The organism is Vibrio satsumensis (assembly GCF_050337435.1).
GTDB lineage: Bacteria > Pseudomonadota > Gammaproteobacteria > Enterobacterales > Vibrionaceae > Vibrio > Vibrio satsumensis.
The window spans coordinates 171,684-194,069 of record NZ_JAKJSX010000011.1 but is presented as its reverse complement, the minus strand read 5'-3'; the positions used below and the strand labels follow the sequence as shown (position 1 = coordinate 194,069).

Annotated in this window: 22 protein-coding genes; 10 read left to right on the top strand and 12 right to left on the bottom strand. The window is 43.9% G+C overall.

Going from position 1 to position 22,386, the window contains the following annotated elements; all coding sequences use genetic code 11:
* Positions 1-43 precede the first annotated feature (43 nt).
* On the bottom strand, positions 44-1,321 hold the full coding sequence (locus L4C44_RS15785) for an NRAMP family divalent metal transporter (protein WP_102530529.1): 1,278 nt from the start codon (positions 1,319-1,321) through the stop codon (positions 44-46).
* Positions 1,322-1,479: 158 nt separating this feature from the next.
* Between L4C44_RS15785 and L4C44_RS15780 the strand changes: the two genes are divergently transcribed.
* Positions 1,480-2,214, top strand: a complete 735-nt coding sequence (locus L4C44_RS15780) for a pseudouridine synthase (RefSeq protein ID WP_428805346.1) — start codon at positions 1,480-1,482, stop codon at positions 2,212-2,214.
* A 34-nt stretch (positions 2,215-2,248) separates the two neighbouring features.
* Positions 2,249-3,211, top strand: a complete 963-nt coding sequence (locus tag L4C44_RS15775) for a D-2-hydroxyacid dehydrogenase (RefSeq protein WP_428805345.1) — start codon at positions 2,249-2,251, stop codon at positions 3,209-3,211.
* A 90-nt stretch (positions 3,212-3,301) separates the two neighbouring features.
* On the opposite strand, the gene L4C44_RS15770 is transcribed toward L4C44_RS15775, so the two are convergent.
* The 4 genes from L4C44_RS15770 to argR form a co-directional block, all read right to left on the bottom strand.
* The gene (locus L4C44_RS15770; protein ID WP_010434405.1) at positions 3,302-3,739 is read right to left on the bottom strand and encodes a universal stress protein; all 438 of its coding nucleotides are present in this window, start codon (positions 3,737-3,739) and stop codon (positions 3,302-3,304) included.
* A gap of 107 nt (positions 3,740-3,846) precedes the next feature.
* Positions 3,847-6,426 carry a TRAP transporter permease gene (locus L4C44_RS15765; protein ID WP_428805344.1) on the bottom strand — a complete coding sequence of 860 codons (2,580 nt, stop codon included), beginning with the start codon at positions 6,424-6,426 and terminating at the stop codon, positions 3,847-3,849.
* Between the two features lie 255 nt (positions 6,427-6,681).
* A complete protein-coding gene (locus tag L4C44_RS15760) occupies positions 6,682-7,650 on the bottom strand; it encodes a TAXI family TRAP transporter solute-binding subunit (protein WP_017061374.1) in 969 nt (322 codons plus the stop codon).
* 342 nt (positions 7,651-7,992) lie between these two features.
* Entirely contained in the window at positions 7,993-8,463 is a 471-nt protein-coding gene (argR, locus tag L4C44_RS15755; protein ID WP_004740827.1) for a transcriptional regulator ArgR, read from the bottom strand.
* 332 nt (positions 8,464-8,795) lie between these two features.
* On the opposite strand from argR, the gene mdh reads away from it, so the two are divergent.
* Together mdh and L4C44_RS15745 are read left to right on the top strand one after the other, a co-directional pair.
* Positions 8,796-9,731 carry a malate dehydrogenase gene (gene mdh, locus L4C44_RS15750; protein WP_428805343.1) on the top strand — a complete coding sequence of 312 codons (936 nt, stop codon included), beginning with the start codon at positions 8,796-8,798 and terminating at the stop codon, positions 9,729-9,731.
* A 125-nt stretch (positions 9,732-9,856) separates the two neighbouring features.
* Positions 9,857-10,048: a hypothetical protein gene (locus tag L4C44_RS15745; RefSeq protein ID WP_428805342.1), complete on the top strand. Its 192-nt coding sequence runs from the start codon at positions 9,857-9,859 to the stop codon at positions 10,046-10,048.
* Between the two features lie 95 nt (positions 10,049-10,143).
* On the opposite strand, the gene ispB is transcribed toward L4C44_RS15745, so the two are convergent.
* Positions 10,144-11,115, bottom strand: a complete 972-nt coding sequence (ispB, locus tag L4C44_RS15740; RefSeq protein WP_146490480.1) for an octaprenyl diphosphate synthase — start codon at positions 11,113-11,115, stop codon at positions 10,144-10,146.
* A 268-nt stretch (positions 11,116-11,383) separates the two neighbouring features.
* Here ispB and rplU point away from each other — a divergent pair, with 268 nt between their 5' ends.
* From rplU to folA, 6 genes are all read left to right on the top strand, one after another.
* On the top strand, positions 11,384-11,695 hold the full coding sequence (gene rplU / locus L4C44_RS15735; protein ID WP_004740823.1) for a 50S ribosomal protein L21: 312 nt from the start codon (positions 11,384-11,386) through the stop codon (positions 11,693-11,695).
* Between the two features lie 19 nt (positions 11,696-11,714).
* Complete coding sequence (gene rpmA / locus L4C44_RS15730; RefSeq protein ID WP_004735905.1) at positions 11,715-11,972, top strand: 50S ribosomal protein L27; 258 nt, start codon at positions 11,715-11,717, stop codon at positions 11,970-11,972.
* Between the two features lie 330 nt (positions 11,973-12,302).
* Positions 12,303-13,475 carry an Obg family GTPase CgtA gene (gene cgtA / locus L4C44_RS15725; protein ID WP_017061377.1) on the top strand — a complete coding sequence of 391 codons (1,173 nt, stop codon included), beginning with the start codon at positions 12,303-12,305 and terminating at the stop codon, positions 13,473-13,475.
* Positions 13,476-13,640: 165 nt separating this feature from the next.
* The gene (locus L4C44_RS15720) at positions 13,641-14,408 is read left to right on the top strand and encodes a threonine/serine exporter family protein (protein WP_285955129.1); all 768 of its coding nucleotides are present in this window, start codon (positions 13,641-13,643) and stop codon (positions 14,406-14,408) included.
* Complete coding sequence (locus L4C44_RS15715; RefSeq protein WP_017062945.1) at positions 14,408-14,881, top strand: threonine/serine exporter family protein; 474 nt, start codon at positions 14,408-14,410, stop codon at positions 14,879-14,881. The genes L4C44_RS15720 and L4C44_RS15715 overlap by 1 nt, the downstream gene beginning before the upstream one ends.
* A 39-nt stretch (positions 14,882-14,920) precedes the next feature.
* Positions 14,921-15,400, top strand: a complete 480-nt coding sequence (gene folA / locus L4C44_RS15710) for a type 3 dihydrofolate reductase (RefSeq protein WP_146490482.1) — start codon at positions 14,921-14,923, stop codon at positions 15,398-15,400.
* A 78-nt stretch (positions 15,401-15,478) separates the two neighbouring features.
* Here the strand turns inward: folA and L4C44_RS15705 are convergent, their stop codons facing one another.
* From L4C44_RS15705 to lptD, 6 genes are all read right to left on the bottom strand, one after another.
* A complete protein-coding gene (locus L4C44_RS15705) occupies positions 15,479-16,282 on the bottom strand; it encodes a symmetrical bis(5'-nucleosyl)-tetraphosphatase (protein WP_428805341.1) in 804 nt (267 codons plus the stop codon).
* Positions 16,283-16,311: 29 nt separating this feature from the next.
* Complete coding sequence (apaG, locus tag L4C44_RS15700) at positions 16,312-16,692, bottom strand: Co2+/Mg2+ efflux protein ApaG (protein ID WP_004735899.1); 381 nt, start codon at positions 16,690-16,692, stop codon at positions 16,312-16,314.
* An 88-nt stretch (positions 16,693-16,780) separates the two neighbouring features.
* The gene (gene rsmA / locus L4C44_RS15695) at positions 16,781-17,596 is read right to left on the bottom strand and encodes a 16S rRNA (adenine(1518)-N(6)/adenine(1519)-N(6))-dimethyltransferase RsmA (RefSeq protein ID WP_017632191.1); all 816 of its coding nucleotides are present in this window, start codon (positions 17,594-17,596) and stop codon (positions 16,781-16,783) included.
* Positions 17,593-18,582, bottom strand: a complete 990-nt coding sequence (gene pdxA / locus L4C44_RS15690; protein ID WP_061019093.1) for a 4-hydroxythreonine-4-phosphate dehydrogenase PdxA — start codon at positions 18,580-18,582, stop codon at positions 17,593-17,595. The genes rsmA and pdxA overlap by 4 nt, the downstream gene beginning before the upstream one ends.
* Positions 18,572-19,867: a peptidylprolyl isomerase SurA gene (gene surA, locus L4C44_RS15685; protein WP_146490484.1), complete on the bottom strand. Its 1,296-nt coding sequence runs from the start codon at positions 19,865-19,867 to the stop codon at positions 18,572-18,574. The genes pdxA and surA overlap by 11 nt, the downstream gene beginning before the upstream one ends.
* 43 nt (positions 19,868-19,910) lie before the next feature.
* Entirely contained in the window at positions 19,911-22,244 is a 2,334-nt protein-coding gene (gene lptD, locus L4C44_RS15680) for an LPS assembly protein LptD (protein ID WP_146490485.1), read from the bottom strand.
* Between the last annotated feature and the right edge of the window lie 142 nt (positions 22,245-22,386).

Here is a 22,386-nt window from a genome sequence, read left to right as displayed (position 1 = left end):
CCTTATTGTTATCTAGCGTTTGAAAGGTGTATTGACTGAGGAATTACATCAACCACTTCCACCAAACAAATACCGCTAGGAAACCAAATAGGTAAACAAGACCCGCTACAGACAACCATTTTAGTTTGGTGCCAATCGCTAGAGCTTCAGGAAGCTTGGCTTTGTTTACCAAAATGAAGTTAAGCAGAGCGAAGAACGGTGTCGTTGCAAACGCAAGTACCATTGCAAAATCCAACATTGGCATCAGCGCAGCACTAAAGAACATCACAATCGCCAAGGCCGCGATAGAGACAATGATGATCCAGCCTTGTAGCATGCGTGGGCTCGACTCTTTTTTAAATAATAGTCGCTGTGATTCAGCAAGTACGCGTGAGTAGCCATCGATAACGGTAATGGTGCTGCCAAAGATACAGAAGAAAGCGACGATCGCGATCAGTGGACGAGACCATTCACCAATCGTAGAAGCATAAATACCGACTAACTGGTGAGTAAAGCCAACACCAGAGCGAGACAGTTCAACCCCCGAGCCGTGAAGTACCAGAGCGCCTAACGCAACGAACACTAGTGCAAGTAGTGCAGTACCAATGTAGCCAACATTGAAATCGAATAGCGCTGATTGAGCCGTGACTTCTTGTTTCTCTTTTTGGCTCTTTAGCCACATAGAGGTGATGCTGGATATCTCGATAGGCGCAGGCATCCAACCCATAGTCACCACGATAAAGCCAATAGCAGCCAATGACCAAGGCGACGGTGGAACAAAAGCCGCATCAGGTTCGACTGGAGAGCCTATAGCAATGGCGACTGCAGCTAAGGTTGTGATGGTCAGGATCGCCATGATCGCTTTGGACAGCGTATCAAGCGCGCGATAATGGCCAGCAAACAGAATGATCAAGCAGGTCGCTAAAACGATCATGCACAATGTGCTGGTGGCCAATTCGAAAGGAATAAAGTAACTGAGTAGGCTTGCACTAAATAACAGTAGTGCTGCAGTATTTACCACGGCGGAAATGGCACTCAATATCGAAAAGATTACAAGGTAAGGTCTGCCAAGGTTAGAGTAACCTTCAACCAAGCTTTGTCCTGTGCCAAGAGTATATTGGATACCGGCTCTAAAGAATGGGTATTTAAATATGTTTACCAGGATAATAAGTGCGGCGAGCTGCCAGCCATAAATTGCACCAGCTTTGGTCGAGGCAACTAAATGTGAGCCACCTACAGCTGCTGCGGCCATCATAATGCCTGGGCCAAGAGACTTGATTAAACTTGATAGAGGAGCAGAGGTTTGTGTTTTTTCGGTGGTTGTTTTAACCGTACTTTCCATCATTTTTCCTTTGATGCTGACTTCTTATTTTCCGTTACCCTATCAATACCATGTTTTGTAAAGTCGTCAACTTTTATGTACGGAAATGTTGAAAATTGTATTTAATAATAAACAAATTAACCGTAAATTATTTACTCACTAGTAATTTAGAGGCTTCAATGGCGTTAGAGCAGTACACACCACCACGTGAATCGTGGATCGACATTGTCTATCAAGATGACGATATTCTTGTGGTGAACAAGCCAGCAGGCCTACTTTCAGTGCCGGGAAGATTGCCAGAGCATTACGACAGTATGTGGAGTCGGTTGGTTGAGGAGTTTGCTGATATTCAGGTCGTGCATCGCTTGGATATGTCGACATCGGGCTTGATGTTGTTAGCTAAACATAAGCAGGCTGAGCGGCATTTGAAGAAGCAGTTCCAATATCGACTGACACATAAGCTCTATTACGCACGAGTGTGGGGGGTAGTAGAAGAAAAAGAAGGGCTTATTGATCTGCCACTCATCTGTGATTGGCCGAATCGCCCTAGGCAGAAAGTGTGTTTTGATGATGGCAAGCCATCACAGACTCGTTATATGGTAGAGCAACAAGAGACTCAAACCACTTTGTTGAAGTTACTGCCGATTACCGGTCGCTCTCATCAGTTGCGTGTGCATTGTATGGAAATAGGGACGCCCATTGTTGGCGACGAGTTTTATGCAACGCCTGAAGCTTTTGAGTATAGCGATAGATTAGCTTTACATGCGTGTGAACTGAGCTTCTATCATCCGGAGAACAACCAACTGTTCAAAGCCTTTGTTCCTTGTGAATTTTACCCTCAAGCGTCACCACAAATTGAACAGCACTTTGAAATTGCGCCAGAGCTTCCAGACTACAGAAAGCTAAAAGCTTAGAATGGTGTCATCAATACCAATTCAAGGACGTACAATGCCGAAGTTGAAAGTGGTCTTTCTTGACCGGGCTACCATCCCATCTCAAATCAATTTAAAACCTCTTAGCTCTGAACATCAGTGGATGGAGTATGATTTTACTGCTCCAGAGCTAGTTGCAGAGCGTATTGCGAGAGCGGATGTTGTTATCACCAATAAGGTTGTGCTTAACGCTGATAATTTAGGTCAAGCACAACAACTCAAGTTGATCGCTGTGTCAGCGACTGGCGTCAACAATGTCGATGTCGACTATTGCAAGGGTAACAATATCGCGGTGGCTAACGTACAGGGCTACGCGACTCAATCAGTGCCTGAGCATGTGATTGCAATGTTGTTTACGTTAAAGAGAAACCTTGTCGGCTATCATCAAGATATTGAAGCGGGAGAGTGGCAAAAGGATAAGCAGTTTTGTTTCTTTACACATCCGATCCAAGATATTGCAGGCAGCACATTAGGTTTGATCGGTAGTGGAAGTTTAGGGCAAGCGACCGCGATTCTGGCCAAAGCAATTGGTATGAAAGTTATTTTTGCTGAGCGCAAAGGGGCTGACTGTTGTCGAGAAGGCTATTTGCCTTTTGAAACTGTTTTAAAGCAAGCGGATGCGATCAGCCTACATTGTCCATTGACTGAAGCGACTCGCAATCTGATTTCGGAGCAAGAGCTAACAATGATGAAACCGAGTGCAGTCTTAATCAATGCAGGGCGCGGTGGATTAGTTGATGAGCAAGCCTTAGTTGAGGCTTTGAAAAAACATGAGATTGCAGGCGCAGGTATGGATGTATTCACACAAGAGCCTGCAGACAATTTGAATCCACTCTTGGCTAACAGTCACTTACCTAATTTACTGCTAACGCCTCATGTTGCATGGGGCAGTGATAGCTCAATTCAAAAGCTGTCGGATATCTTAATCGATAACATAGATGGCTTTGTCGCAGGTAATCCGCAAAACTTAGTGCGTTGATTTACGATTGGTATTAAGCGAGTAGAATTCAAAACAAAAAAGGTTGGCTTTTGGGCCAACCTTTTTAGATCGTTATGTCGATTAAGTGATTTAGCCTTGCGGCTTAACTACCAATACATTGATTGGTGAGTTCTGTACCACTTTGCTTGCAACAGAACCAAGAACCACTTTGTCGATTTTCGAACGCTTATGGCTAGGCATCACAATAAGGTCGGCGCCAAGCTTTTCTGCGTAATCAAGAATCGTCGTGTAAGTTTTACCTTCAGCTACGTGAACCTTATACACCACTTCATCGTCGATGTGTTTGTCGGCAAACTCTTTCAGCTGATTTTTAACATCAAGCTTCATTTGGTTCGCCGCATCTTTCGGGAAGTAAGACGCCACCATCGACATGTGAATGCCCGGTAGTACGTTCAGAATGTGGATTTCAGCATTGCTGTGTTTCGCGTGCCATACCGCTAGCTCGACTGCTTTATCAGAAAAGCCTTTGTCGTTAAGATCAACGGGAACAAGGATTTGTCTATACATGTATTCGTCTCTTTTTGAGCAGCGCTTAGCACATACCAAACGCTGTAATTATCTTTTCCATGTAGTAAAAAAGCCAAATAGAGTAGAGCGCTACTTGGCTCTATCCATTACGCGCTAATCTCATCCTTACGAGCACGCCTTCTTTGGTTCATCGCTAAACCAATCAAAATCAGTAGGGCAGGTAAGAATACCCACTCTTTCATTGGTCGATCTGCATCTTGGATAACGGATTTAATTTCCCAATCAAAGTCAATGCCAGCGGCTTCTGCAGGGCTACCAAACTCAACCATATCAACAATCATCTTGTTGTCAGCTTGTGTCAGCATTAGGCCCATTGAAGCAATGCGGTCTTCACTTGTTGTCGCAGAATCTTCAAATGGAAGGCGGACTGTCTTCTCAGAATAGTTACCTTCTAAGTTTTCGCCACCTACTCTCAATTCAAGTGATTGTCCCACAGATAAATTTTCTGTGATTTGAGCGATCTCAACTCCTGGCGAAAGAACTTTCTCTGGATAAATCATGTCCCACCAGAAACCTGGGCGGAAGAAAGAGAAAGTCAGAACGATAAGCAGTATGGTTTCCCACCACTTGTTCTTAGTGAACCACCAACCTTGAGTTGCTGCTGCAAAGATAAGTACCGCAGTAACCGAAGAGAAAATCGTTAGCGCTAAGTGCCACCAAGAATCAATGCCCATCAATAGTAGTTGGGTATTGAATATGAACATGAATGGTAAGATTGCGGTCCGGATATCGTAGGTAAAACCTTGAATACCTGTACGAATCGGGTCTGATTTCGCAATAGCTGCTGCGGCAAATGCTGCCAGACCTACCGGAGGTGTGTCATCCGCAAGAATACCGAAGTAGAACACGAATAAGTGCACCGCAATCAGTGGGATGATAAGACCGTGCGCAGCGCCCAGAGTAACAATTACCGGAGCCATTAGCGTTGATACAACGATGTAGTTTGCTGTGGTTGGTAAGCCCATGCCTAGGATCAAGCTGATTACTGCGGTGAATAGCAACATAAGAATGATGCTACCGCCTGAGATGAACTCAACGAAATCAGTCATTACAAGGCCGATACCCGTTAGAGTCACCACACCAACAACCGTACCTGCAGCAGCTGTCGCTACACCGATACCAATCATGTTACGTGCGCCTGAAACCAAGCTCTCTGCTAGATCAACGAAACCAGCTTTAGTTTGCTCTGCAAGATCGTCTGATTTGTTCATCAGAGTCATCAAAGGACGCTGAGTGATCAAAATGAAGATCATGAATACGGTTGCCCAGAATGCAGATAGACCTGGCGAGAAACGTTCAACGGTTAGGCACCAAACTAGCACTACGATAGGCAGTAGGAAGTGAAGGCCAGACTTAATCGTTGGGCCTGGATCTGGAACTTCAGTTAGGTTCTCGTCGATCTCCATGCCACCTTCAGCGGCGTATTTTGCTGAAACGCGAACCAGAGCAACATAAGCGATTAATAGCGCCACTGTTACGATTGGTGTTGCTGCAGCGCCAAAGACATCTTTTGTCCAACCGACACCGTAGTAAACCGCAGCACTGATGACACAAAGGCCTAAGATAGTGCCAGTGAAAGAGAGTAGGCTTTGTACGATAGTTGGTGTGTGACGACGAGGTAAGCCGGTCATGCCAGCTTTACATGCTTCTAGGTGAACGATGTAAATCAGAGCTATGTAAGAGATCAGAGCTGGCAGTAGCGCCGCCTTGATAACTTCCACATACGAGATGCCCACATACTCAACCATCAAGAATGCCGCAGCACCCATGATAGGTGGCGTTAGCTGACCATTGGTTGAAGCTGCCACTTCTACCGCACCAGCTTTTGTACCCGGGAAACCAACACGCTTCATTAGCGGGATAGTAAAGGTACCTGTAGTTACCACGTTTGCAATCGAAGAACCTGATACCAGACCAGATAAACCAGACGCCACAACAGCGGCTTTTGCTGGACCACCTTTCATGTGACCAAGCAGAGAGAATGCAACCTTGATGAAGTAAGCACCAGCACCAGCACGTTCTAGCATTGCACCAAACAGTACAAACAAGAATACAAACGACGTTGATACGCCAAGGGCTACACCGAATACACCTTCCGTTGTTAGCCACAGGTGCGACATTGCCTTGTTCAGGCTCGCACCTTTATGGGCGATAACGTCTGGCATGTGTGGACCGCCAAAGGTGTAAAGTAGGAATACTGCCGCCACAACCATAAGAGGTGGACCTAAAGCGCGTCGTGTTGCTTCAAGCAGTAGAATCATACCAAATACAGCTGCAACAATATCGAATGTTGTTGGCGCGCCCGAACGACCGGCAAGTTCAGTGTAGAAAATATAGATATAAGAAGCTGAAAAACTACCTACTAGCGCCAATATCCAGTCGACTGCTGGGATACGATCCCGAGGCGAATTCTTCATGGCTGGATAAGCGGTAAAGGCTAGGAAAATAGCAAACGTAAGGTGAATTGCTCGAGCTTCAGTGTCGTTTAAAATTGCGAAGTTAAAAATGAACGGCAGCGGAGATGCATACCAAAGTTGGAACAGTGACCAACATAGAGGCACAAACCATAAAATACGGCCTTGGATACCACGAGGGCTACGCGCACCAGTATCTGATTGTGCCACCATTTCTTGCACATCTGGAGACGGTGATGTTGTCTGCGTCATGTACTTTATCCTTATTATTGATGGTCTGCCTTTTCTTACGAACAACCAAACGTTATTTATTTCCTATCTAGTGTAGTGAATGGATAGGGAAATGCGTTCTTTGTTCGTCTTTGTCTTAGGCTTGATACGAAGGTAAGTCCTCCAAACTGGAGAAACTTAAAGGGTTGCTCTTTTCACTTAAGTTATTTTTATAAAACGTGAAAAGCCAATAAGGAGGGCTAGCCTCCTTATTGGTGTAGTAGGCTTAAAGTAGAATTACTTTAGAAGGCCCACTTCTTTGTAGTATTTTGCTGCGCCTGGGTGAAGAGGGATAGAGATACCCGCTTTAACCATGTCTTCTTTTTTCAGGTTAGCAAATGCTGGGTGTAGGCGTTTGAAAGTGTCAAAGTTTTCAAATACTGCCTTAGCAACGTTGTATGCAACTTCTTCAGAAACGTCTGAAGTTGTTACCATTGTTGCTGCAACACCGAAGCTGTTTACGTCAGCGTCAGTACCACGGTACATGCCTGCAGGAACTGTGCTGTAAGCGTAGTATGGGTTTTCAGCTACGATCTTGTCGATCTGTGGACCTGTTGCTGAAACCAGTTTTGCATCACAAGACGTTGTTGCTTCTTTGATTGATCCGTTCGGGTGACCCACCATGTAGATGAATGCATCAATCTTGTTATCACAAAGTGCTTGTGAACGCTCAGAACCTTTAAGTTCAGAAGCAAGCTTGAAGCTGTCGTTCGTCCAACCCATTGCGTCCATTACAACACCCATCGTTGCACGGTCACCAGAGCCTGGATTACCAATGTTTACGCGCTTACCAGCTAGGTCAGAAACATTGTTAATGCCAGCATCGGTACGAGCGATGATGTTGAACGGTTCTGTATGTAGAGAGAACATAGCGCGAAGTTTCTTGTATTCGCCCTGATCTTTGAACTTACTTGTACCGTTGTAGCCGTGGTATTGCCAGTCCGATTGAACAACACCGAAATCTAGTTCACCAGCACGGATGGTGTTAACGTTGTAGATTGAACCACCAGTAGACTCTACAGAACAACGAATGTTGTGGTCTTTGCGGCCCTTGTTCACTAGTTTACAAATTGCACCACCAGTCGGATAGTAAACACCCGTCACTGAACCAGTACCAATTGTGATGAACTCTTGAGCGTTAACAGCGCCAGCGCCCATTACAGCAGCTGCAATAGCACCAACTTTAATAAGTTTGGTAAATGCCATGAATTTCCCTTCCTTTATTCATTATTAACCCTGAAACAAGTGTAGTCGTTTCTGGAGTTTCCTATTTGGAAACGGCACCTTTTTCAATCCATGTGATGAAAAAGTGGCTGAATAATATCAAAAATTGGCAGAAAATTACTCGAATGTTAAAAGATATAGCTAAAAAATCTAACAAATGATGTCTAGATCTCGTGTTTAATTTGCTACTGAGTTTTTTAAAATCAATGGTTTAGTGTAATTTCGGGAGGGGAGCATGGATATTCTAGGATGTGATTTGGATCACGAAGCAAATAGATGCTCGTGATCCATTAGTAAGGCTGATAGTTATGAAACTGTGATCAATTATCCTGCGTATTCAAACAGTTCGCACACAGAATCAAACAGTTGCTTAGTGGTCACTGACAAGGTTGGAGTAATAAAGATAGTGTCATCGCCTGCGACTACGCCCAGTATGCCTTCTGACTTACCTAATGAATCCAATAAACGAGCAATAAGCTGCGCAGCACCTGGACCAGTGTGTATCACAACTAATGCATTGTTGTGGTCAATGTCTAAAACTAACTCTCGTAAAGAGCTAGAAACTGTCGGAACACCAAGTTCAGCAGGAAGACAGTAAACCATCTCCATTTTTGCGTTACGAGTTCGAACGGCACCAAACTTGGTTAACATACGCGAGACTTTAGACTGGTTGATGCTTTCAAAACCTTCGTGTTTTAGGGCATCTACAATTTCGCCTTGTGAGCCAAAACGTTCTTCTTTTAGTAAGGCTTTAAATGCACGAACTAAGTTGTCTTGCTTTTCTGTATTGCGCATATGTCATTCTTATTCATTAACAAAGATGTTTGCATATTCTCGCATACATATTCAATTTTAGCCAAAATATCCCAGTAATTTGTTAGTTATATCACTGTAAATATTTAATAGAATAATGTGTTATTTGCGACGACTTATTTTGTTATTTCAGTTGATTATCGCCATAATGCGAACTCGCTGTGTAGCACGGTTTTATTGACTTGCGCGAAGTCGCAAAGCTAGCGTTAATTGATTGTAATCACTTTGTGATTAATATAGTTTTTTAACTTAGATTTAGCTCAAGAATTACCCTACAAAGAATTTATAAGAGAAAGCTCTCAAGGAGAATAACAATGAAAGTAGCTGTTATTGGTGCCGCTGGTGGCATCGGTCAAGCCCTAGCCCTACTACTTAAGAACCGCCTACCTGCTGGTTCAGATCTTGCACTTTACGATATCGCACCGGTAACACCGGGTGTTGCTGCCGATCTTAGCCATATCCCAACGCCTGTTTCGATCAAAGGTTACGCAGGTGAAGATCCAACACCAGCACTAGAAGGTGCGGATGTTGTACTTATTTCTGCAGGTGTTGCTCGTAAGCCTGGTATGGATCGTGCGGATCTTTTCAATGTGAACGCTGGCATTGTTAAGTCTCTTGCAGAGAAAATCGCAGTTACTTGTCCTACTTCTTGTGTTGGTATCATCACTAACCCAGTAAACACGACAGTGCCAATCGCGGCTGAAGTACTGAAAAAAGCGGGCGTTTACGACAAGCGTCGTCTATTTGGTATTACGACTCTTGATGTGATTCGTTCTGAAACGTTCGTTGCTGAACTAAAAGATAAAGATCCAGGCGACATCCGTGTTCCTGTTATCGGCGGTCACTCAGGCGTAACTATCCTTCCTCTGCTTTCTCAAGTTGAAGGCGTAGAGTTCACTGATGAAGAAATCGCAGCGCTAACGACTCGCATCCAAAATGCAGGTACGGAAGTAGTAGAAGCTAAAGCTGGCGGCGGTAGTGCGACACTGTCTATGGGTCAAGCGGCTTGTCGTTTCGGTCTTGCACTAGTTAAAGCACTTCAAGGCGAAGAGAATGTGATTGAATGCGCATACGTTGAAGGTGAAGGCGAGCACGCACCATTCTTCGCACAACCAGTTAAACTTGGCAAAGAGGGCGCTGAAGCGATCCTTAGCTACGGTGAGCTGAGCGACTTCGAACGTAACGCTTTAGATAGCATGCTTGAAACACTAAATGGCGACATTGAGATTGGTGTTGAATTCGCTAAATAAGCGAGACGCTATTTAACTCAGCCTAAAAGTTAATTAATAAGAGCCGGTCATTATGATCGGCTTTTTTGATCCTAGAATTCAAGCTACTCGTATTTTCCTCTACAACCAAGTTGAGGGTAAATTTTATGGCTACTGTTCAGAAGGGTATGAATGTCGAATATTTGGGGCACCTAGGAAAAGTATTGGTTATTGATGAGCAAGAGCAGTATGCCTTAGTAGAGACTTACAATGGGCATGAGCAATACGCAGTGCCAATGGAAGAGCTTGAAGAGCTTGAAGCACAATTGCCACTATCATTAGAAGCGAGCCGATATTGAACTTGGATCTTTTATAAATATTTGTTCAAAACTAAAAAAGAGCCCTGAGGCTCTTTTTTATTATTTATATAGAAGCTAGTTGTCTATCAACGAGCTTACTTACTGCGTTTAACTGCCAAGTGTGCGAGCGTTGTTAGCGCTTGCTTATATTCAGAGTCAGGAAGTACAGAAAGCTCAGCAATCGCTTTATCGGCTTCTTCATAGGCTTTATTTGTTGTGTACTCTAAAGAGCCTGTCTCTTTCATCACAGCCATAATATCGTCGAGACGTTCCATCCCATTCGCTTTTTCAATCGCTTCACGAATCATGCTTGCTTGTTCAGAAGAACCATTGTGCATTGCGTAAAGTAGAGGCAGCGTTGGTTTGCCTTCGGCAAGATCGTCACCAACGTTCTTACCCATCTCTTTACCGTCAGCTGTGTAATCCATCACATCATCAATCAGTTGGAATGCGGTGCCTAAGTACTTACCGTAGTTCTGCATTGCTGTTTCGATTTCTGGTGATGATTCGCTAAGAATGGCACCGATTTGCGTTGCAGCTTCAAACAGGCGAGCGGTCTTAGAGTAGATCACCTGCATATAGCTTTCTTCTGTGGTGTCTGGGTTGTTGCAGTTCATTAATTGTTGAACTTCACCCTCGGCAATTACGTTTACCGCTTCGCTCATCAACTCAAGGATCTTTAAGGATCCTAGCGTTGTCATCATTTGGAATGAGCGAGTATAAATAAAGTCGCCCACCAAAACGCTAGCTGCATTACCAAAAGCGGCATTGGCTGTCGCTTTACCGCGTCTCATGTCTGATTCGTCGACAACATCATCATGGAGCAGGGTAGCGGTGTGAATAAACTCGATAAAGGCTGCTGAGGTGATGTGAGCTTCACCTTGATAACCAAGTGCACGAGCAGATAAAAGAGCAAGCAAAGGGCGTAGGCGTTTGCCACCGCCGCTAACGATATAAAAACCAAGCTGGTTGATTAAACTTACGTCAGAATTAAGTTGGGCTTGAATTGTTTCATTCACTTTTGCCATATCATTGGCAGTAAGCGTTTGGATAGCTTTAAAATCCATTGTTCATCCGGCTGAAGTTAGACCCTGTAAGGCTTATACGTTGTATTTAATTGTTGAATAATACACTAAAAAACGTTGATTAATACATCGCTAAAGGGCATGATTGCCGCACTTTTCTTTGGCGAACAGGTTTTCGCCAATTTTTTAAAAATATGGCTTGTCATAGCGCCATGATTCCCGTAGAATCTGCGCCCTATTGATTAGTTTAGCGCACACCCGAGTTGTACAATTAACAACCATAGGCTGTGCGGAAAAAGCGGAGTAAAATATGTACGCTGTTTTCCAATCTGGTGGCAAACAACACCGAGTAAGCGAAGGTCAAACACTTCGTTTAGAGAAATTAGACGTTGAAACTGGTGCAACTGTAGAATTTGATAAAGTTCTTCTTGTTGCTAACGGCGAAGAAATCGCTGTTGGTGCACCTCTTGTTGAAGGTGGCAAGGTTACTGCTGAAGTAGTACAACACGGTCGTGGCGATAAAGTAAAAATCGTTAAGTTCCGTCGTCGTAAGCACTCGCGTAAGCAAGCTGGTCACCGTCAGTGGTTCACTGAAGTGAAAATCACTGGCATTAACGCTTAAGTATTAGGAGAGTTTAACAATGGCACATAAAAAAGCTGGCGGTTCTACTAATAACGGCCGCGATTCAGAAAGCAAACGTCTTGGTGTTAAGCGTTTTGGTGGTGAATCTGTTCTTGCAGGTAACATCATCGTTCGTCAACGTGGTACTAAGTTCCACGCTGGCACAAACGTTGGCATCGGTAAAGACCACACTCTTTTCGCTCTTACTGAAGGTAAAGTGAAATTTGCTGTTAAAGGTCCTAAAAACCGTAAGTTTGTAAGCATCGAAGCTGAGTAATTTAATCTTTAACTAGATTATTTTATTAGCTTTCAAGCTGAATTCAAAAGCCCTGCCGATTCGGCAGGGTTTTTTATTTATAGCAAGAATAAAAAAGCAGACGCTCTGGCTTTAATTTTTAATAAGCAGTTTGGTTTTTAAGAAACCATTTGTTTTTTAAGAAAAAGAAACCATTTGTTTTTTAAGAAAAAGAAAGCAAAGAACCTCTCCTTATTTGTTCCTTGGTTGCAGGTCGGCCTAGATCTTAGGTGATCGATCTAAACACGGATCTGCTAGAATTTATATCACTCCTTGATGAGTGGTAACGCAACGTAAGTGCGGAGTTAAAAAATGAAATTCGTTGATGAAGCGGTAGTAAAAATAGAAGCCGGTGATGGCGGTAATGGTACAGTTAGCTTTTGGCGCGAAAAATTCGTCGCTAAAGGTGGCCCTGACGGCGGTGACGGCGGTGACGGTGGTGATGTTTACATCCAAGCGGATGAGAACTTGAACACACTGATCGATTATCGTTTCCAACGCTTTTACAACGCAGAGCGTGGTGAGAACGGTCGCGGTGGTAACTGTACTGGTAAACGTGGTAAAGACATTACACTGAAAGTACCTGTAGGTACTCGTGCGGTTGATATCCATACCAACGAAATCGTTGCTGAAGTTGCTGAACACGGTAAGAAAGTAATGGTTGGTAAAGGTGGTTGGCACGGTCTTGGTAACACGCGTTTTAAATCGTCTGTTAACCGTGCACCTCGTCAAAAGACAATGGGTACTAAAGGTGAAGTTCGCGAACTGCGTTTAGAGCTTCTTCTATTAGCTGACGTTGGTATGCTTGGCCTACCAAACGCAGGTAAATCTACTTTTATTCGTTCAGTATCTGCTGCGAAACCAAAAGTGGCTGATTACCCGTTCACTACCTTGATCCCAAGCTTGGGCGTGGTAAGTGTCGTTCCTGAAAAGAGCTTCGTCGTTGCCGATATCCCTGGTCTAATCGAAGGCGCAGCTGATGGCGCAGGCCTTGGTATTCGTTTCCTTAAGCACCTTGAGCGTTGTCGTGTTCTTCTGCATATGATCGATATTATGCCGATCGATCAGTCTGATCCTATTCAGAATGCACTAACGATCATTGATGAGCTTGAGCAATACAGTGAAAAAGTTTCACAGAAACCTCGTTGGTTAGTGTTCAACAAAGTTGACCTAATGCCTGAAGACGAAGCAGACGAAAAGATTCAAGAAATCATCGATGCTTTGGGTTGGGAAGGCGAGTACTTCAAGATCTCTGCTGTGAACAAAATCGGCACCAAAGATCTTTGCTTCAAACTAGGTGAGTTTATGGAAAACCTACCTCGTGAAGTTGTAGAAGTTGAAGAAGAAGAAAAAGTAGACTTTATGTGGGATGACTACCATAAAGATGCGATGAGCGGTAAGAATGTCGTCACTGAAGATGACGATGACTGGGACGATTGGGATGACGAAGAAGATGACGGTCATGTTATCTATGTTCGTGACTAATCCTCTTAGTTTCTCCTAACGCATCGGTCGCTTCTTACAAGTACACTGATAGTTTTATTAAACCGCAATGAAAATTGCGGTTTTTTTGTATCTAAATCATTATGTACAGTCGGATTTTAATGCAGAATTTATTTCTAGAAATTTAACGCCTATGGGAAGGAAATCATGGCACCAAAGCAAAGAGCGATCTCAAGACTTGTCGCTCAATCAGGACAAATGTTACTGGCACACGGAGCTGAAAGTACACTGGTCGGCGATATTATGCGCCGTATCGGCATTGCTTGTGGGGTGAATGAGGTTGAAGTCGCACTGTCAGCCAATGCGCTCGTTGTCACTACCGTGATGAATGATCACTGTATTACCACCACACGAAGCTGTGCTGATCGTGGCATTAACATGCAAGTGATCACTGACATTCAGCGAATTTGCATCATGATGGAGAAGGGAATTCTCGATTATGAATTAGCATATAAAAAGATTCAAAACATCAGCCCTGAACGCTACAACCGTTGGCTAGTGGTTGTGATGATAGGGTTATCGTGCGCCTCTTTTAGCCGTCTTGCGGGCGGAGATTGGCAGGTATTCATGATGACTTTTATTGCCTCAGCCTGTGGCATGATCGTCAGACAAGAAGTTGGCCATCGTCATTTCAATCCTTTATTAAATTTTGCGATCACTGCATTCGTTACCACTACCATCTCTGCTCAAGCTGTACTTTACAATATTGGCGGTCAACCCACGATCGTGATGGCTTCATCAGTATTGATGCTAGTACCAGGCTTTCCTCTGATTAACTCTGTTGCTGATATGCTCAAAGGTCACATTAATATGGGGTTAGCGCGCTTTACCATGGCCAGCTTATTAACTCTGGCAACGAGCTTGGGTATTGTTGCAGCGATGAGTTTATCTGATGTTTGGGGATGGGCGAGCTAATGAGTATTTTCGAACTGTTTTTAGGTTTGCTCAATGATATGTTTTTCGCCGCGATTCCTGCGGTTGGATTCGCATTGGTGTTTAACGTCCCACAGCGCGCGTTAATTTATTGTGCATTAGGAGGCTCTATTGGTCACGGTAGCCGTTACCTGATGATGCACTTTGGTATTCCAATCGAATGGGCGACATTTTTCGCCGCGACTGTAGTTGGTATGATAGGGGTTCATTGGTCACATAAACTGTTAGCGCATCCTAAAGTATTTACGGTTGCTGCCTTGATTCCTATGGTCCCAGGCGTGTTTGCCTTCAAGGCAATGATTGCTATGGTAGAGATTAACAGAGCTGGCTACACTCCCGAGTTACTGGCAATGTTGATGGAGAACTTTTTGAAATCAATGTTCATTATCGCTGGACTAGCGGTTGGCTTAGCTGTACCTGGGCTGTTATTCTACCGACGCAGACCTATCGTCTAGCATCAAATCTCTCTCAGTTAAGGACAGGACTTTCGATTTATGATCATCAGTATGATTGCAGCAATGGCCAATAACCGTGTAATAGGTAAAGACAACCAGATGCCTTGGCACTTGCCTGCGGATTTTGCATGGTTCAAGCGCTCAACTATGGGTAAGCCTGTAGTCATGGGGCGTAAAACCTATGATTCGATCGGTCGTCCTTTACCTGGCCGATTAAACGTTGTGATTAGCCGTGATGAGAGCTTAGAGATCGAAGGGGTGACAACGGTTACTTCTATTGAAAAAGCTCTGGATCTCGTTAGTGATGTTGAAGAGGTGATGATCATCGGTGGTGGTTCAATCTATGAAAGCTGCCTACCTAAAGCAGACAAGTTGTACCTGACCTATATCGATTTTGATGTTGATGGCGACACTCAATTCCCAGACTGGGGAGAGGGTTGGAAACAAAGCTTTAATGATACTTATCAAGCGGATGAGAAAAACAAACACAATATGGAGTTTGTGATTCTCGAGCGTTAACTGTGGTTATTAAGAGTTAGGCTTTGAAAAATGCTTGCGTTACTGTACCCAGCAGCGCAAGCGTTCGTATCTCTGTTTCTATAGCGCTTTTTGAGTAAAAAACTGTTTGTCTTCCCAGCGAAGTGCGGTTAAGTCTCCTCCCCAAACGCAGCCAGTATCAAGTCCAATCACGTCTTTTCCGTTATAGCCTTCAAGTGCAGCCCAGTGTCCAAAAACAACGGTTTTATCGAGCTTTATGCGTTGTGGAAGGTCAAACCACGGTACTAATGGTTCATCGGTAATTTCATTGGGTGGTAGCTTACATGCCATGTCGAGTCGACCATCTTCAAAACAGAAGCGCATTCTTGTTAGGCTATTGATTGCATATCGATAGCGCTCAATATCATGTAAATCCTGATGCCATAAATCAGGCGTGTTGCTGTACATGTTTTCGATAAGCCATTGCCATCTGTCTGACTTCAGCAAGGATACTATCTCTCGATTTTCGATACGTGCTGTTTCTATGCTCCATTGCGGTGAGATACCCGCATGGCACATCACGAACTCCGGGTGTTCCTGAAGCAAAGGTTGTTGCCTTAACCATTCGAGTAGTAATTCACGATCTTCAGCATCAAGAATCGCTTGAGTCTTATCTTTTGGTTTCGCTGGAAATAGCCCTAAGGACACCGCCAGAAGGTGTAAGTCGTGGTTGCCTAATACAACCTTAGCTGCGTCACCAAGGCTACGAATAAAGCGTAGAGTTTCCAATGATTTTGGGCCTCGAGCGACTAGGTCTCCAGCTACCCATAAGGTATCTTGGTCTTTATCAAAGTTAATAACTTCAAGCAGTAATTGAAGTTCGTCGAAGCACCCTTGGATGTCTCCGACAATATAATTCGACACAATAATTTCCTGTAGATACGGATGTACGGCTAATTAAGAATATTAGGGATTGCGAGTCTGAATGGGTCAACTTCGGTAATAAAATCAATGCCCTTGTTATCGGTCATCACATAGTGACCTTGCATAACGCCAACAGGGGTTTCGATGACAGTGCCACTTGTGTAGGTGTATTCGTCGTTGGCTTCAATCACGGGTTGTTGCCCAACCACGCCATCACCTTCAATGGTGAGCTGCTTGCCGTTAGAGTCGGTAATTAACCAGCGGCGAGACATCAGCTGCACCGTTGTTTTACTTAGGTTTTTGATGGTTATGATGTAGGCGAAGACGTAACGGTTCTTCGTTGGCTCAGATTGCTCCTCTATGTATTTAGAGTGAACCTGGCATTTGATACAAGGCGTAGATATATCCATATTCGCACCTTTTGTTGTTGGTATACTTAATGTAATTAAAGTATTACATAAAAAAGGCTCCTAACCGAAGTGTAGGAGCCTTTTTTATTTATTTATCAGCGTTGTGACTGTCGTGCAGCCAGTTTGCCATGTCGACAAACTGCTCGAGCGTTAAGTTTTCAGGACGCATACTTGGGTTGATACCAAGTTCTTCAAGTACTTCCTTATCAATTAAGCTCTTGTAGCAGTTACGAACGGTTTTACGACGTTGGTTAAAGCCTTCACGACAAACACGATCTAACCATTTTAGATCTTTTGCTGGGTAAGGTAACACTTCGTATGGCTGCAAGCGTACAACTGCTGAGTCTACTTTCGGTGGCGGAACGAAAGCCGTTGGTGGCACTTCCAGTACTGGTGTTACTTTGCAGTAGTATTGAGCCATTACAGTAAGACGACCGTAAGCTTTGCTGCCAGGACCTGCAGCCAAACGGTTAACCACTTCTTTTTGAAGCATAAAGTGCATGTCTTGCACGTCTTTATGGAATTCAAAAAGGTGGAACATCAATGGTGTAGAGATGTTATATGGCAAGTTACCAAAGATGCGTAGCTTATTGTTTGGCTTAACGAGCTCTTGGAAGTCGAACTTCATCGCATCGCCTTCGCGGATTGTTAGCTTATCAGCCAAATCCGGATGGTTACGAAGACGCTCTGCAAGGTCTCTATCCAATTCGATAACGGTAAATTTATCGACAAGCTTACCCACAGGCTCAGTAATAGCGCCTAGACCAGGGCCGATCTCTACTAGATTTTGACCTGGTAGTGGGTTAATGCTCGATACGATGCCATCAATAATGTATGGATCGTTAAGGAAGTTTTGACCAAAACGTTTACGCGCTTTGTGTCCTAAGTGGACATCATTTCTCATTGCTTTTTCTCTACTAATTCAATGGCGTGCGTGAGCGCTGTTCTAAAGCTCCCTGTATCGGCTTGGCCTTTCCCTGCCAAGTCTAAGGCGGTACCGTGGTCGACTGATGTGCGAATAAACGGTAAGCCAAGCGTGATGTTCACTGAGCGACCAAACCCTTTGTATTTCAATACCGGGAGTACTTGGTCGTGATACATACCTAAAACAGCATCTGCATCTTGCAAATATTTTTCATTAAAGATGGTGTCTGCTGGCAATGGGCCAACTAAATTGATGCCATCTTTTTGGCGAATTTTTTCTAGCGTCGGGGTGATGGTTTCTATTTCTTCACGCCCTAAGCAACCATCTTCACCAGCATGTGGATTCAAGCCACACACGTAGATAGTTGGTTTCTCAATAGCAAATTTTTCAACCAAGTCTTTATTCAGAATAGCAATAATTTGCTCTAATCTGTCTTCGGTCACTGCTTGAGATACATAAGCTAGTGGGATGTGCGTTGTTACGAGAGCAACACGCAGCCCTTCAGTTGCCAACATCATCACTACCAGTGGTGTATTGGACTTCTCTGCAAAGAACTCGGTATGGCCACTAAAAGCAACGCCAGCTCGGTTAATTACACCCTTGTGAACAGGGCCGGTGACAATAGCATCAAATTCATCATTCATACAGCCTATTGCTGCGGTTTCTAAAGTATTTAATACGTAATGGCCATTAGCCTCGTTGAGTTGGCCCGCAATTGCCATTTCAGCAAGTGGAATGTGTTTCACTACTAGTGTGCCAGCACGTTGAGGTTGCTTAGCCGCGTTTGCGTCGTAATCTAGCAGATCCACTTCGATACCAAGCACTTTAGCTCGTTCAGCTAGCAGTGTCTTATCGGCACAGACTACAAGTTGATGAGGCCAGCTTTCTTGAGATAGAGCCAGAGTCAGATCTGGACCTATCCCCGCGGGCTCTCCTGCAGTTATGACAATACGTTTAGTTGTCATCTTGGTCGTCCTCAACCATTTCCACAAAGGCACTTGCTCTCACTTCTTGTAGCCAAGCACCAGCTTCTTCGTTGAATTTACGGTTAAATAGAATTTGGTAAGCTTTATTTTTCAAAGCTGAATCAGTACGGTCTACTTCGCGACGGTCTAGTACTTCAACAATGTGCCAACCGTGCACGGTTTTGAATGGCGCACTGATCTTACCTTCGGGTAGTGTTTCTACTTGGTGTTTGAATTCAGGTACGTATAAATCTGGCGTTTGGTAACCTAGCTCACCGTCTTGTACTGCAGAACCTGGGTCTTGGCTGTATTGCTGAGCAAGGTCGCCAAAGCTCGCTTCACCTGCGTTGACACGACGAGTGATTTCTTCAAGTTGCTCTTTGGCACCGTCATCACTCAAGATGACCGTTGGCTTAATCAGGATATGACGAGCATTAACTTCCGTTACCGCTACGGTTTCTAAGCCTTTCACATCTTCAATTTTTAGAATATGGAAACCAACGCCGCTTCGGAAAGGACCTATGATGCTGCCTTTATTTTGCATTTTGATTTGATCAGCAAAGATGGTCGGCATCTCTTCTTTGCGCATCCAACCCCAATCACCACCTTGTAGTGCTTTAGGACCTTTAGAGTAAGTATATGCCATGGTGCTAAAATCTTTGCCTGAGTTCAGTTCTTCGACAAGTTCTTTAGCTTGGGCTTCTAGCTCTTCTTTGGTTTGGTCATCATTGAAGCGAAGTTGAATGTGTCCAATCTTGTATTGAACGGTTGCGTTAGTCTCTTGCGCTAAGATATCCGCTAGGTTATCGACCTCTGCAGGAAGGATGTTAATACGACGGCGAACTAGAGCATTGCGAGCCTCACTTGCCGCAATTTCTTTTCTTACTTGCTCTCGAAATGCATTGTAGCTAAGGCCTTCTTCAGCAACCGATGCGGTAAGTTGTTCTACCGTTTGGTTGTTGTCTTTGGCGATACCTTCAATAGCTTGATCAAGTCGAGCATCATCAATACGAACACCGATACGTTCCGCTTCTTGAGTCTGAATAGTATCGATGATCAGTTTTTCAAGCACTTGCTCGTTGAGCACGTCTTGTGATGGCAGTGTTTGACCGCTTTTTTTAGCGTTTGCACGCAGCGTCTTCATAGAAGCATCGATGTCACTTTGTAAGATAACGCCTTCGTTAACGATAACTTTTACGCTGTCTAGCTCGATCGGCGCTGCATAGCTTGTTGATAAAGTACAAGCTGCTGCAATGGCAATTAATGTGCGTTTCCACAATGTCATGTGTAATCCTTTAAATTTACTGATGTCTTATCAGTAAAGAAAATTAGTTGTTTAAGAAGAATGGGCGACCGTAGCTTAGCGAGTTGTCGGAGCTGCTATCCCCAACTGCTCCAGAGTCAGAACCAATGTTGGTACCAAAGCCTACAATACCGAAGTTAACGCTGAAGTTATTTTCATATTCAGGCGTAGTATTTGGATTACTAATGTTATTTGTCAAACGGTTACTATAAGTAAAGCCGATGTACCAACAATCCGATCTGTAGTTTAAACGCGCTAACCACTCTAGATCTTCTTGTGTGGTTAAGTCATAGAAATATTGAGCACTGGTATTCCACTTTGGCGAAATTTGGTAGGCACCGAGTAAACCTGCTTGAGATATACCATCTCTTGTTATTGATGATACGTCAAAATCTACAGTTTCATTTATGTATTCTTCTGTAACGTAGCGATAGTTGGTTTGTATGTAACCACCAGCAAAGCGGTATTCAAGTGTACTATTGGCTAATTGCATCGAAGATGAGTCAATGTCGTATTGCACGCCACCATGGTAGAACAGATAGTCATCGTAGTTGAAGTCCATTTCGATAGCCCAAGAAGAATAATTAGTTTTATCATTAGATCCTTCACTGCTCAGGGTTTGTTTTGTATCTTTATCAAAATAGAATATTTGACCAAATGATATATTTAGTCTTTCTTTGTATTCGTCATCAAAGAAACGAGATGAAGCCCCATAACTGACTTGGTTTGCAGCTGCGATACGGTCTACACCACTGTATTTACGGCTTCTAAATAGACCGTAATAATCGGTTTGTAACAGCGTAGTATCATAAAGACCAATATCGCTTTGATCTTCTTCTGGCACGTAAAGATACTGGACTTGCGGTTCGAGTGTTTGAGTATAGTTGCCAACAATAGTGGTGTCGCGTTCTAGGACGATACCTGCGTGGCTTCTAAACTCTGGAATAACTCGGCTTACCGATTCTTCTAAGCCTTCATAATCAGAACCCGCACCTGTATCAACGCCATCAAGATCTTGTTGATAGTAAGTACCAAGTAGTCGAGCTTCTGTGGTCCAAGTACCCCAAGTATTCCCTACTGGGATGGTAATACCGGGTTCCACGTGAATACGGTTCGCCGATGGCTTGCCTGCAGCGTCGGTATCAAATATTGAGACATGACTTATCATGTCGAAGTCTAAGTACTCCATCACCTCAGGAGCATAGTAATTGTACTCTAGCTGTGGCATTAGGCGGTAAGGTAGGTTATTACTTGTAGTCAGAACTTGGAAATCTCGAACAAGTACCGATGCATCCCAGTTTTGGGAACGGTATGTCGCTCGGCCTTCCTGAAGTAGTTGGCCATCTTCACGATTACCAATACCAGAACTTAGATCGGTAAAGTAATCAATGTCGCTGACTTTTGAGTAGTCGACTTCAAACAACCACGATTGCTGGAATATCCCTGAGTGCTGAAGTTGAGCTCCCCAACGGTCGCCTTTTTCGGAGTATTTTTTGTCATCCGGTAAATACTCAGACTCGATACTACCTGAGCCAAAGTCGCTCAAGTAACGGAATTTACTGTTAAGTTGTGTGCCACGCTCTTGCATGTACTTAAAAGTGGTTTCTAAGTCGTAGTTTGGTGCTAAGTTCCAATAAACAGGGATTTCAGCTTCAAAGCCATCACTTGAACCGTATGACACGGTTGGGTACAGGAAACCTGTTTTACGTGTGTCGCCAATAGGGACCGTTAGATAAGGCAGATAGAAAACTGGAACGCTCTGGATTTCAAAGCGTGGGTTATAAAAGGTCGCTTGCTCTTCGTCTTGGTCGACATCGATACTCGATGCTCTTAGACGCCAAGCGTTGTCACCAATCGGGCAAGAGGTAATCGAGCCATCTTCAATCTCATAAACCGCTTTACCTGTTTTTGCTATATAAACAGCATCTCCGCGACCTGGTTCGCAAAGAAATTCGTAATCGGTATTTTCTAACGTCATCTCATCGGTAGTCAGATTGTTGGTTGCTCTATCTGATACTGACTTGATTTGACCGTCACTAAAGTTTACGTTGCCTTCAGCTACAACGATATTTTCTTGTTGGTGTAGGGTTACGTTATCAGCAAGGATGGTCTTGTTCCCTTGCGTAACTCTTACGTCACCTGAATATATAGCCTTGTCACCATTGATAGCTTCTAAGCGATCTGACTCAACGTGTGCGGGTAGCTGTGTCTCGTTTTCTGCAGCGGGTTCGATCAAGCATTGATCTATAGAGGGCATTTCCTGCACACTACTATTGGTGATTGTTTCAGCTTGAGTTGTCGACACGTATAACGCCGTACTTATAGACGCGGCTAACAAGGTGCGGGAAAAAGATTGCATGAAGTTGAACTATCCTGTGTCACTAGATGAAGGGTTGATCTAGTATCAATCCAATTAATAAAGCATTTTCCTTATGATAAAGGAAATATTAGCATTCAGCATCATCAGACAGCATTACTCAGATAAAATTCATAGATAGAGA